The 11,252-nt window shown below is 71.4% G+C and carries 13 protein-coding genes; 2 read left to right on the forward strand and 11 right to left on the reverse strand.

What is annotated here, in order from left to right; all coding sequences use genetic code 11:
• Positions 1 to 2: 2 nt before the first annotated feature.
• From JMF97_RS07665 to pepN, 7 genes are all read right to left on the reverse strand, one after another.
• Positions 3 to 1,076, reverse strand: a complete 1,074-nt coding sequence (locus tag JMF97_RS07665) for a ComEA family DNA-binding protein (RefSeq protein ID WP_412101254.1) — start codon at positions 1,074 to 1,076, stop codon at positions 3 to 5.
• Positions 1,077 to 1,179: 103 nt separating this feature from the next.
• Positions 1,180 to 1,947 (reverse strand): SDR family NAD(P)-dependent oxidoreductase, encoded by a 768-nt coding sequence (locus JMF97_RS07670; RefSeq protein WP_203220837.1) that lies wholly within the window; start codon positions 1,945 to 1,947, stop codon positions 1,180 to 1,182.
• Between the two features lie 19 nt (positions 1,948 to 1,966).
• Positions 1,967 to 2,815, reverse strand: coding sequence for a DegV family protein (locus tag JMF97_RS07675; RefSeq protein WP_043725501.1), 849 nt, complete (start codon positions 2,813 to 2,815; stop codon positions 1,967 to 1,969).
• A gap of 163 nt (positions 2,816 to 2,978) precedes the next feature.
• Entirely contained in the window at positions 2,979 to 3,605 is a 627-nt protein-coding gene (locus JMF97_RS07680; protein WP_203220838.1) for a histidine phosphatase family protein, read from the reverse strand.
• Complete coding sequence (gene rsfS, locus JMF97_RS07685) at positions 3,602 to 4,006, reverse strand: ribosome silencing factor (protein ID WP_203220839.1); 405 nt, start codon at positions 4,004 to 4,006, stop codon at positions 3,602 to 3,604. The genes JMF97_RS07680 and rsfS overlap by 4 nt, the downstream gene beginning before the upstream one ends.
• A 110-nt stretch (positions 4,007 to 4,116) precedes the next feature.
• The gene (gene nadD / locus JMF97_RS07690; RefSeq protein WP_203220840.1) at positions 4,117 to 4,713 is read right to left on the reverse strand and encodes a nicotinate-nucleotide adenylyltransferase; all 597 of its coding nucleotides are present in this window, start codon (positions 4,711 to 4,713) and stop codon (positions 4,117 to 4,119) included.
• A 72-nt stretch (positions 4,714 to 4,785) separates the two neighbouring features.
• A complete protein-coding gene (gene pepN, locus JMF97_RS07695; RefSeq protein WP_203220841.1) occupies positions 4,786 to 7,299 on the reverse strand; it encodes an aminopeptidase N in 2,514 nt (837 codons plus the stop codon).
• A gap of 65 nt (positions 7,300 to 7,364) precedes the next feature.
• On the opposite strand from pepN, the gene JMF97_RS07700 reads away from it, so the two are divergent.
• The gene (locus JMF97_RS07700; RefSeq protein WP_012014682.1) at positions 7,365 to 7,583 is read left to right on the forward strand and encodes a DUF397 domain-containing protein; all 219 of its coding nucleotides are present in this window, start codon (positions 7,365 to 7,367) and stop codon (positions 7,581 to 7,583) included.
• Between the two features lie 63 nt (positions 7,584 to 7,646).
• Here JMF97_RS07700 and JMF97_RS07705 read toward each other — a convergent pair whose 3' ends face one another.
• Positions 7,647 to 8,033 carry a hypothetical protein gene (locus JMF97_RS07705; protein ID WP_203220842.1) on the reverse strand — a complete coding sequence of 129 codons (387 nt, stop codon included), beginning with the start codon at positions 8,031 to 8,033 and terminating at the stop codon, positions 7,647 to 7,649.
• 421 nt (positions 8,034 to 8,454) lie between these two features.
• Between JMF97_RS07705 and JMF97_RS07710 the strand changes: the two genes are divergently transcribed.
• Entirely contained in the window at positions 8,455 to 8,931 is a 477-nt protein-coding gene (locus JMF97_RS07710) for a DUF4383 domain-containing protein (protein ID WP_102659210.1), read from the forward strand.
• 18 nt (positions 8,932 to 8,949) lie between these two features.
• On the opposite strand, the gene obgE is transcribed toward JMF97_RS07710, so the two are convergent.
• The 3 genes from obgE to rplU form a co-directional block, all read right to left on the reverse strand.
• Complete coding sequence (gene obgE / locus JMF97_RS07715) at positions 8,950 to 10,434, reverse strand: GTPase ObgE (RefSeq protein WP_203220843.1); 1,485 nt, start codon at positions 10,432 to 10,434, stop codon at positions 8,950 to 8,952.
• A 90-nt stretch (positions 10,435 to 10,524) separates the two neighbouring features.
• Positions 10,525 to 10,779 (reverse strand): 50S ribosomal protein L27, encoded by a 255-nt coding sequence (gene rpmA / locus JMF97_RS07720; RefSeq protein ID WP_013735421.1) that lies wholly within the window; start codon positions 10,777 to 10,779, stop codon positions 10,525 to 10,527.
• Positions 10,780 to 10,790: 11 nt separating this feature from the next.
• Entirely contained in the window at positions 10,791 to 11,105 is a 315-nt protein-coding gene (gene rplU, locus JMF97_RS07725) for a 50S ribosomal protein L21 (RefSeq protein ID WP_013735422.1), read from the reverse strand.
• Positions 11,106 to 11,252 lie beyond the last annotated feature (147 nt).

The following is an 11,252-nucleotide window of genomic DNA, read 5'->3' on the forward strand; positions in this document are numbered from 1 at the left end:
CGTCACACCGTCACCAGGTCTTTGAGTTCCTCGTACCGTGCGTCGCCGATGCCGTTGACCTGGCGCAGGTCACTGACGGACCGGAAGCCGCCGTGCTCGTCGCGGTGCTCGATGATGCGTCGGGCCAGCACCGGCCCGACACCGGGCAGTGTTTCCAGTTGGGACTGGCTCGCCGTGTTGAGGTTGAGCCGTCCACCCGGGTCCGCGCCCGCCGCCGGGCCGGCACCTGGCGCAGCCCCCACCGCCGGGGTGGCCGCCGCCACGCCGACCACGATCAACTCGCCGTCGGCGACCTTGCGGGCCGGGTTGAGCATGGCCACGTCCACTCCGGGCAACGCTCCGCCGGCCGCCTCGACGGCATCGGCGACCCGCGCACCGGCCGGCAGTCGCACCAGCCCGGGACGCCGGACCTTGCCCGCCACCGCGACCACCACCTCGCCGGTCGCCCCGTCGGCCGGCTCGTCTCCCGGCTCGTTTCCCGGGTTGTCGGACGGGACCGCCGTGGGGGCACCGGTCACCGCGCTGACCGGTTCGACCTGGGGTCGGGATCGCCAGGTCCAGCCGGCGGCACCGAGCACCACCAGGACCGCCACCACGGCCAGCGCCCGAACCCCCCGCCGACCCGGATCGAACGCCCCCGGCCCCGGCAACCGCGACACCGACGCGACCTCGGCCGCGTCGAGCCCGGACCGCGAATCGGGCGACTCCGGCCCGACCGACGGCCCCGGATCAGCCGCCCCCGGCCCGACCGACGGCTCGACGTCACTCCACCCCGACCCAGCCAACCGGGCAGGCCCAGCCACGGATGGCCCGGTGACGGTCGGCGGCAGGGGGTTCCGGCCGATGGTGGTGGGGCGGACGGGTAGCGGTACCGTCGGCCAATCCAGCGGCGTGGAGGCCGCCACCGACGCCGAACGAGGGCCGCGCAGGGAGAACTCGGGCAGGCCTGAGTCCTCGGATTCCGGCTCGGCAACAGGTGCGCCGGGAACCGCCGTTACGTCAGCAGCCCGTTCGGCCGCGCCGGGCATGAGTCGCCACAGGCGCGCCCGTACCGCCGTCTCCTCGTCGTTGGACACCGCGCGAGGCTAGGACGATCGGGACGGCGCCCGTCGGTCACGAACGCTTCGCTGTGGACAACCAGTGCTCTGTGGACAACGCCCTGATCATGCCCTCAATGTGCTAGGCCGACTCCGGGTCGAGGCCGAGTACGCTGCGCCCACCGTCGACCGGCAGGATCACGCCGTTGACGAAGCCGGCGGCCGGCGACAGCAGGTATGCCACCGCCCCCGCCACGTCCTGCGGCTGTCCGATCCGACCCACCGGGTGCAGCCGGGCCAACTCGGCCTCGATCCGCTGCGCCTCACCGGCGTCCTGGCTGGCGAGGAACGCCTCGTGCCGCTCGGTCGTCACCGAACCCAGCGCGACCGCGTTGACCCGGATGCCGTGCCGGCCGTACTCGACCGCGAGCGCCCGGGTCAGTCCTTCCACGGCGGCCTTCGCGGTGGCGTACGGCAGACAACCCGGCACCGGACGGCTCGCCTGGTGGGACGAGACGTTCACGACGGCGCCGGGCGTCTCGGCGGCGAGGAAACGCCGTACGGCGGTGGCCGCCCCGACCACGGCGGGCCGCAGGTTGCGCGTGATCAGGTCGAGCACCTCGTCCACCGGGGCGTCATGCACGGAGGCGTCCCGGAACACCGCGGCGTTGTTCACCCATCCGGTGAGCGGCTGGTGCCGTTCCGCCAGGTCGGCGGCGTGGGCGGTGACCGCTTCGTCGGCGGCGTCGCCCAGCACGGCGGTCAGGCGGTCCGCGTGGGGATGCCCGGGCACCCAGGCCACCACGTCGGCGTCCCGCTCGATCACCACCACGGTCTCACCACCGGCGAGCAGGTGCTCGACGGTCCCCCGTCCGATCCCCCGCCCGCCTCCGGTCACCACACAGGACATCCGCCACCTCGCTCACGCTTCACGGCCGTCGGTGGATCACCACGCAGGCCAGGCCGGGGCCGACGTGGGCGGCGACGGCCGCACCGGCCTCGGTGACGTACGTGTCGTGCAGCCGGTCGCCGAGCCGAGCCGTCAGCGCACCGAGCAGATCCTCGGCGCGTTGCGGCGCGGCGAGGTGGTGGACGGCGAGATCCACCTGTGCGTCGCCGGCCGCCTCGACGGCCAGGTCGACCAGGCGCGCCACCCCTCGGCTGGCGGTACGCACCTTGTCCTTCAGCACGATTCCGCCGTCGGGCATGTGCAGGATCGGTTTGACCGACAGTGCCGTGCCGAGCAGTGCCTCGGCCGCGTTGATCCGGCCGCCCCGGCGCAGCAACTCCAGCGTGTCGACGTAGAAGAAGGTGGCGGTACGCCCCGCCGCGTCGACGGCTGCGGCGCGTACGCCTGCCAGGTCGGCGCCCTGCGCGGCGGCCCGGGCTGCGGCGAGGTTCGCAAAGCCGAGGCCCATGCCGCAGGAGCGGCTGTCCACCACCGTCACCTGCCCGCCGAACTGGGCCGCCGCCAACTCGGCGGCCTCGACGGTGCCGGAGAGCGCGGCCGACAGGTGCACCGAGACGATGCCTTCCGCGCCGGCCTCCAGCAGGCTGCGGTAGGTGCGGGTGAACTGTTCGGGTGACGGGCGGGAGGTGCTCACCGAGATCCGTCGTGCGCTCAGGGCCCGGGTGGCGTCGGCGGGGAAGACCTGCACTCCCTCCAGCCCTTCGACACCGTTGAGCACCACGGTCAGCGGCACCACGGTCAGTCGGTGCGCCAGCACCAGTTCGGGTGGCAGATAGGTGGTGGAGTCGGTCACGACCGCGACGGGCATGCCGGCACCGTAGCGGATCACTCCCGCCCTCGCCCCCACCGGTTCAACCCCAAAACCCACCCCGGGCCCCAACCCACCTGGTTGATCAAGAGGTTTGCGTCACCGATCGACGCAACCACGACGCAAACTTCTTGATCAACTACTCAACCGGCGGCGGCGCGGTTCAGACGGGTTCGGTGGGGGGTGTGGCGATGCGGCCTACGTTGTGGGCGCGGAGGTGCCAGCCCTGTTCGGGGTGGTGGTGGAGTTCGGTCCAGTGGCAGTTGCGGAGAGGGCCGACGGTACGCAGCACGGAGTGGTCCCAGCCCAGTAGTTGCCCGCAGCCCTGCCGTGCCGCGCCGCCGTGGGTCGCGACGACGATCGTGCCACCGGCCATCTCGTCGGCGATCTCGTGCAGGGCGGTGCCCATCCTCTTGCCCAGCTCGTCGAGGGGTTCGACGTCCGCCCCGGGTGCTGGATCACCGGCTCGCCAACGGGCGTACTCGTCGGGGAACTGTTCGGCGACCTCGGTGAGCAGAAGCCCCTGCCACCGGCCGAAGTGGCGTTCCCGCAGCCGGGCGTCGGAGCGTACCGGCAGGCCGGTGAGCGCGGCCAGCGCGGCGGCGGTGTCCGCCGCGCGGCTCAGGTCGCTGGCGACGATCGCGTCCGGACGCAGTGCCGCGAGCAACGGCGCGGCCTCGCGGGCCTGCTCACGGCCGAGATCGTTGAGGGGGATGTCGGACTGCCCCTGCACCCGGCTGGCGGCGTTCCAGTCGGTGTTGCCGTGCCGCCAGATGAGCAGCCGGGTCACTCGCCCGATCCGGCGGCGGCCTCGACGCGAGCCAGGTCCCGGTCGACGAACGGGATGGTCGGGCAGTCCTTCCAGAGCCGGTCGAGGGCGTAGAACTCGCGCTCCTCGGTGTGCTGGACGTGCACCACGACGTCGACGTAGTCGAGCAGCACCCAGCGCCCGCCGCGCTCACCCTCGCGCCGAATCGGCTTCGCCTTCTCCGGCAGGTTGAGCAGGGCTTCCTCGATGGCGTCGACGATGGCCAGCACCTGCCGCTCGTTCGACGCCGCGGCGAGCACGAACGCGTCGGTGATGGCGAGCTGGTCACCCACGTCGATGATGACGATGTCCTGAGCCTTCTTGTCCGCCGCCGCCTGGGCTGCGGCGATCGCCAGCTCGTGAGCGCGCTCGGAAACAGTCACCGTTCTCCTTCGATCAACCGTGCGATACCCCAAGCCTCTCACACGGCCCGCAAACGCGACCTGCCAGTTTAAGCCCGGAATCGACATTATCTATCGCATAAGTGGACGTATCACTGCTGATAGAGACGCCGTTTTGCGATGTACTGCACCACACCGTCCGGCACCAGGTACCAGACCGGCTCACCGCGGGCGACCCGCGCCCGACAATCGGTGGACGATATCGCCATCGCCGGCACCTGGACCAGGCTGACCGTGTCGGCGGGCAGGTGAGCGTCGGACAATGCGAATCCCGGTCGGGTCACCCCGATGAAGTGGGCGAGTTCGAAGATCTCGTCGAGGTTCTTCCAGCTCAGGATGCGTTCCAGCGCGTCCGCGCCGGTGATGAAGAACAGTTGCGCCTTGGGGCCGTACATCGCGTGCAGGTCCCGCAGGGTGTCGACGGTATAGGTCGGGCCGCCACGGTCGATGTCCACCCGACTGACCTGAAAGCGTGGATTGGAGGCGGTGGCGACCACGGTCATGAGGTAACGGTCCTCGGCCGAACTGACCGGAAGATCCGCCTTCTGCCACGGTTCGCCGGTCGGCACGAAAATCACTTCGTCCAGCCCGAACCGGTCCGCGACCTCACTGGCGGCCACCAGGTGCCCGTGATGGATCGGATCGAACGTGCCGCCCATGATCCCGATCCGCCGGCTGTCTTCCGTCACCCCATGATCGTAGTCCGAGCCGGCCTCATTTCAGGCCGGGCATGACGGAGAGCTCACGTCCCGCCACGCAGATCAGGCAGTCGTGGCAGCCACCGCCGTCCGCGCGACCAGGGCACGACGCAGGTCGTCGTCGGCGTCGGTGATCACCCGGCGCAGGCCGGGCGTGAGGTCGTCCCGGGACAGCAGCGCCGCGGCCGCCTCCCGGGTGGGCTGCGCCACCGCGTAGCGGGGGAAGGCGAGCTTCGCCACCTCGTCGGCCACCCAGGGCGTACGCAGTCGCGCCATGGCCGGCATGTCGGCGAAGTAGCGCGGCACGTACTCGGCGGTCAGCTCGGCCTGCTCGGGCTGCCAGAAGCCGGCCGCGGTCGCCTCGATCAGCCGGTTGGAGACCGTGGTGTCGGCCACGATCATCTGCCAGGCGGCCTGTTTGGCTGCCGGATCCGGCAGCGCGGCTCGGTACCGCGCGGCATGCTCGGCACCTGCGGCGCTCCGATCGGCCGTCGCCTCCGCCTCGATCTCGGCCGCACCCGCCGCACCGAGCACCACCAGCCGACCGAGGATCTTCCACCGCAACTCGGTGTCGACCGCCAGGCCGTCCGGGACACCTCGGCCGTCGAGCCAACCGGTGAGCAGGGCGGCGTCGGTGGTCGCGGCGATCCGGCCCCGCGCCGCGGCCAGCTGCATGGACCCGCCGGCGGGAGCCGTGTCGAGCATCCGGCGGCAGGCTTTGTCGATCACCGCCAGGGCGGTCTGCCGCATCGACGGATCGAGGTATCGGTCGACAAGCGAACGGCTCAGGGCCAGCACGTCCTCGGCGATGATCACCTCGGTCTCGGTGGGCAGCGCCTTCCCGATCAGCTCCACCACCGCCATCACCGGCCGCTCACCGTCGGTCGCCGCATCCAGCGCCTCGCCCCACAGCAGAGCCCGGGCCAGCGGATCGGTCAGCCGGGGAAGCAGCAGCGGCACCGCGTCGACCGAGGCGGAATCGAGACGGATCTTGGCGAAGGTGAGGTCACCGTCGTTGGGCAGCAGGACGGCCGACGCCGGCTCACCGGTCAACCGGTCGAGCACCGTCCGGCCACCGTCGGTGCTCGGATCCAGGTCGACCTCGAAGCGGTCGGCGCTGCCGTCGACGGCGTACCGCCCCACGCCGATGCGGTGCGGACGCAGCACCGGATGCGTCGACGGCGCGGTCTGCAGGACCGCCACCTCCCGGTAGCGGCCGTCGGCGTCCAGGGCCACCTCGGCCCGCAACGTGTTGACCTGGGCGGCACGCAACCACGCCTGCGCCCAACCGGCCAGGTCCCGCCCGCTCGCCGCGCCGAGGCTGGCGAGGAGATCGGCCAGGGTGGCGTTGCCGAACCGGTGCCGGGAGAAGTGGTCGTTCAGCCCGGCCAGGAAGGGCTCGTCGCCCAGCCACGCCACCAGTTGCCGCAGCACACTGGCACCTTTGGCGTACGAGATGCCGTCGAAGTTGAGCAGCGCCTCTGCCGCGTCGGACAGCTCGTCCGGAGCCACCGGATGGGTGGAGGGACGCTGGTCCGCCGCGTACCCCCACGCCTTGCGGCGCATGGCGAACGTCGTCCATGCCTGGTCGAACCGGGTCGCCTCGGCGGTGACCCGGGTGCCGAGGTATTCCGCGAACGACTCGTTGAGCCACAGGTCGTCCCACCACCGCATGGTGACCAGGTTGCCGAACCACATGTGGGCCATCTCGTGGGCGATGGTGGTGGCCCGCAGCTCACGCTGCGTGTCGGTGACCGCGGATCGGAAGACGTAGTCGTCGCGGAAGGTGACCAGCCCGGGATTCTCCATGGCGCCCGCGTTGAACTCCGGCACGAACGCCTGGTCGTACTTGCCGAACGGATAGCGCTCGTCGAACAGCCGGTGGAAGCGGTCGAGGCACTGCTTGGTGACGGTGAAGATCTCCTCGGCGTCGGCGTCCAGGTGCTCGGCCAGGGAACGCCGGCAGTAGATGCCGAGCGGAACGCCGTCGTGCTCGTCGCGGCGGACATGCCACGGCCCGGCGATCAGGCTGAACAGGTACGTCGAGATCGGCAGGGTGGGGGCGAACTCCCAACGCCCCGGCCCGGGCTGGACGGCCAGTTCGGCGTTGGCCGCGACCGTCCAGTGTGGCGGTGCGATGACCGAGAGGGTCACCGGGGCCTTCAGGTCGGGCTGGTCGAAGGCGGCGAAGATGCGCTGCACGTCGTCCAGGAAGGACATGGCGTAGAGGTAGGTCTCCCCGTCGGCCGGGTCGACGAACCGGTGCAGCCCTTCGCCGGTGTTGGTGTACGCCATCTCCGCCTCGACGGTCAGCGTGTTCTCCTCGGCCAGCCCGGTGAGGGCCAGCCGGTTGTCGTCCAGCGCGGCCGGGTCGAGGTCGACGCCGTTGAGGCGTACGGCCAGCAGTTCTGCGGGCTTGACCTCGGCGAAGGTCTCGGTGCCGGTGGCGGTGAACCGGATCGTGACCTGCGACCGGAACCGCTCGCCGCCCCCGGTCAGGTCGAGATCCACGTGGTACGACTCGACGGCGATCGACGCGCCACGCGCGGTCGACTCTGCACGGCTCAGGCTCGGCATCCGCTTATCCTGCCGGATGGGGTCGCATGGAGCGCCCCCACCCACCGACGCTGGAGGACTGGACCATGACAACGCACCCCAAGGGCGACTTCGACCTCTCCCGGGCGGTCTGGCAGCGTGCCGAGGGGGACACCTCCGAGGCCGCCGTGGAGGTCGCCTTCGTCGACGACCTGATCGGCATGCGCAACTCCGCCGAGCCGGACGGCCCGGTGCTGGTGTTCACCCAGGCCGAGTGGGACGCCTTCGTCGCGGGCGCCCAGGACGGTGAGTTCGACCTCGACTGACCGGCGGGACCCACCGCCCCGGTCGGCGGGCCCGACCCCGCCGTGCCGGACCGGGGCGATCCCTCAGACGACATCGCCATCACCCCAACCCAGCCCACCGGGCCCCGGCGCGTGATGGAACCCCGGGTGACCGGCGACGTCGACGCAACGCTCGCCGTCGGGGCCGACCGCCCCGCAGAACAGCCGCTCGGCCCGCCGCCAGTCCTCGGCCGGGGACACCGCGGACGCGCCGAGCGCCACCTCGGCCCGCAACACGCTCAGCGCCTCCGCGTATCCGACCGCCGTTTCCCGTGCGGTCGCCAGATCAGGCGCGGTGAAGCCGAGGTGCGCGGTGAAGCACCGTTCCGGCCGGACCACCCGCCGGGGCGGCCCGATCAGTGGTGGGTCGCCGCCACCACACAGCGCCCCGGCCATCCATCGCCGCCAGTGTGGCGGCCTGTTGTCCCGCATGCGTCCTCCCCCGCGTGCCCGCCGGCCCACCTGCCGCACCCCGCCCCGCCGACGCTCCGCCGCAGGCCGGCCGACGCGGTGCACACCGCCCGGGTGGGCGGCGTCGCCGACGCTGACCGCAGTCAACCAGGAACGTCTGCTCCCGGGAGGGGCCAGCTGGCCCACACCACCCGGGTCCGCGAGTCGACAACGACAGCCCCGGCGCGTCAGGCCGGGTGCAACACCGTCCGCAGGCACCCGTCCTACTTCTTCTCGAAGATCTCGTAGCCACGGGCGCCCTGGCGGGCCGTGTCTGATTGGTCGTTTCGCTGCGGGAGCACCGCCGGGCTTACGACAATGGAGGACCAACGGGCCAGCGAGATCGCCCAGCCTCGCCGCCCCCTCGGCCGCGCGCGTATCCAGATCCACAGGGGTGACATAAATGGCGCATCACGCACGCCGCGGTCGGCCCGGACGTAGCCGCGTCCAACTCGCCGCCCTGGCCGTGGCAGCCCTCTTCCTGGTCCTCGGCGTGGCAGGCTTCATCCCCGGCATCACCACCGGCTACGGCGACATGACCTTCGCCGGGCACCACTCCGGGGCGAAGCTGCTCGGCCTGTTCCAGGTCTCGATCCTGCACAACCTGCTGCATCTCGGCTTCGGCCTGATCGGCCTGGTGCTGGCCCGCCGGCTGGCCGGCGCGCGGATCTTCCTGACCGCCGGCGGGGCCGTCTACCTCGCCCTGTGGCTGTACGGGTGGGCGACCGAGGACGACAGCAGCGCCAACTTCATCCCGGTCAACGGCGCGGACGACTTCCTGCACCTCGGGCTCGGTTTCGGCATGCTGGCCCTGGGCCTGCTGCTGTCCAACAACGTCGGCACCGGCGGTCGACTCGACGATCCCCTCGACCGCCCCTGATCTTCCGCAGCGGTCGGCCTACTCGGCGTCGTCCGCCTCGATGGCCGCCGCATCCTCAAGGGTCGCCGCAGCCACGGGTGCCGCCTCCACCTCGTCGGCGGGCCGCTGCCGGCGAGCCTTGCGGGCCGCCAGCCGTTCGGCCGCGCTCGCCCGGGTCGACTTCTCCTCCAGCCGGACGTCACGTCCCCGGGCCCCGGGCGTGAACTCGGCACCCGCGTAGAGGGTCGGCTGCCAGTCGAACTCCCGCTCACCGATGCGGACCAGATCGCCCGGTTGGGCGCCCGCCTTGGCCAACTGGTCCTCGACACCGAGTCGGGCCAGCCGGTCGGCGAGGTAGCCCACCGCCTCGTCGTTGTCGAAGTTCGTCTGGCGCACCCACCGCTCGGGGCGGACACCCCGCACGGTGTACGAGCCGTCCGGCTCCGCCTCGATGGTGAAGCCGGCGTCGTCGACCGCCTTCGGCCGGAGCACGATCCGGGTCGGCTCGGCCGGCGGCGCCGCGGCACGCGACTGCTCCACCATCGCCGCCATCGCGTAGGTGAGCTCCTTGAGCCCTTCCCGGGTGGCCGCGGACACCTCGAAGACCTTCAGTCCCCGCGCCTCAAGGTCGGGCCGGACGATGTCGGCCAGATCCCGCCCGTCGGGTACGTCGATCTTGTTCAATGCGACCAGCCGCGGCCGATCGGCCAGACCGCCGTACTCCGCGAGTTCCGCCTCGATGGTGTCGATGTCGGCCAGCGGGTCCCGACCCGGCTCCAGGGTCGCGGTGTCGATGACGTGCACCAGCACGGCGCACCGCTCGATGTGCCGGAGGAACTCCAGCCCGAGGCCCTTGCCGGTGGCCGCACCGGGGATCAGGCCCGGCACGTCGGCCACGGTGAAGGTGTGGTTGTCGACCCGGACCACACCGAGGTTGGGCACCAGGGTGGTGAACGGGTAGTCGGCGATCTTCGGCTTGGCTGCGGAGATCACCGAGATCAGCGACGACTTACCGGCCGACGGGAAACCCACCAGACCGACGTCGGCGACGCTCTTGAGTTCCAGGACCACGTCCAGGTGCTCACCCGGCTCGCCCAGCTCGGCGAAGCCGGGGGCCTTGCGGCGGGCGTTGGCCAGCGAGGCGTTGCCCCGGCCGCCACGACCGCCCCGGGCCACCTCGAAGGTGGTGCCGGCACCCACCATGTCGGCGAGCACGGTGCCGTCCAGGGTCTGCACGACCGTGCCGTCGGGCACCGTGAGGACCAGGTCCGCGCCGTTGGCGCCGTCCCGGTTGGAGCCGGCGCCGCCGCGGCCGTTCTGCGCCTTGATGTGCGGGCGGAAGTGGAAGTCGAGCAGCGTGTGCACCTGCGGGTCGACCACCAGGGAGACGCTGCCGCCGTGCCCGCCGTTACCCCCGTCGGGGCCGCCGAACGGCTTGAACTTCTCCCGGTGGATCGAGACACAGCCGTGCCCACCGTCGCCGGCCTGCAGGTGCAGGACGACCCGGTCAACGAACATCGTCACGCCGCAATCCTTCCAGCGGGGAGCAGCCCCGCATCTGAAAAGGCGAAGCGGGCCGGGACATCAGGTCCACGGCCCGCTCACGCCGGAGAGTTACTGCTGCGGCACGATGCTGACGGTCTTGCGACCGCGCTTGCTGCCGAACTGGACCGCACCGGCGGCCAGCGCGAAGAGCGTGTCGTCTCCGCCGCGGCCGACCAGGTCACCGGGGTGGAACTTGGTGCCACGCTGCCGGACGATGATCTCGCCCGCGCTGACGACCTGACCACCGAAGCGCTTCACGCCGAGCCGCTGGGCCGCGGAGTCCCGGCCGTTACGCGAGCTGGACGCACCCTTTTTGTGAGCCATCTTGAGACGACCTACTTCCCGCTGGAGATGCCGGTCACCTTGACCTGGGTCAGCGGCTGGCGGTGACCCTGGCGCTTGTGGTAGCCGGTCTTGTTCTTGAACTTGTGGATCCGGATCTTCGGGCCCTTGGTGTGTGCGGCGATCTCGCCGGACACCTCGACCTGCGCGAGCTTGGCCGCGTCGGTCACCAGGTCGTCACCGTCGACGAGGAGCACCGCGGCGAGCTTCACCGCGTCGCCGGGAGCACCGACGAGCTTCTCGACCTCGATCACGTCGCCTTCGGCGACCTTGTACTGCTTGCCGCCGGTCTTGACGATCGCGTACATCGGAGGCGCACTCCCTGTCGTTGAGGCTGCTAGCGTCTTTTCCCACCGTTGCCGGTCGGTCGTCCCCGCGGCGGCTCGCCGGGTAGCAGAGGCACGGCGGCGCGGGCACGCGAGAACTCGGCACACAAGGGTGCGCCGCAGGCAAGC

This window comes from Micromonospora fiedleri (assembly GCF_016774385.1).
Classification (GTDB): domain Bacteria; phylum Actinomycetota; class Actinomycetes; order Mycobacteriales; family Micromonosporaceae; genus Micromonospora; species Micromonospora gifhornensis.

Excerpts from the sequence above, each read along its gene's own strand:
- JMF97_RS07670 (WP_203220837.1), bottom strand. The coding sequence starts at position 1,947 with ATGTCCTGTGTGGTGACCGGAGGCGGGCGGGGGATCGGACGGGGGACC.
- JMF97_RS07675 (WP_043725501.1), bottom strand. The coding sequence starts at position 2,815 with ATGCCCGTCGCGGTCGTGACCGACTCCACCACCTATCTGCCACCCGAA.
- pepN (WP_203220841.1), bottom strand. The coding sequence starts at position 7,299 with ATGCCGAGCCTGAGCCGTGCAGAGTCGACCGCGCGTGGCGCGTCGATC.
- JMF97_RS07700 (WP_012014682.1), top strand. The coding sequence starts at position 7,365 with ATGACAACGCACCCCAAGGGCGACTTCGACCTCTCCCGGGCGGTCTGG.
- JMF97_RS07705 (WP_203220842.1), bottom strand. The coding sequence starts at position 8,033 with ATGCGGGACAACAGGCCGCCACACTGGCGGCGATGGATGGCCGGGGCG.
- JMF97_RS07710 (WP_102659210.1), top strand. The coding sequence starts at position 8,455 with ATGGCGCATCACGCACGCCGCGGTCGGCCCGGACGTAGCCGCGTCCAA.
- rpmA (WP_013735421.1), bottom strand. The coding sequence starts at position 10,779 with ATGGCTCACAAAAAGGGTGCGTCCAGCTCGCGTAACGGCCGGGACTCC.
- rplU (WP_013735422.1), bottom strand. The coding sequence starts at position 11,105 with ATGTACGCGATCGTCAAGACCGGCGGCAAGCAGTACAAGGTCGCCGAA.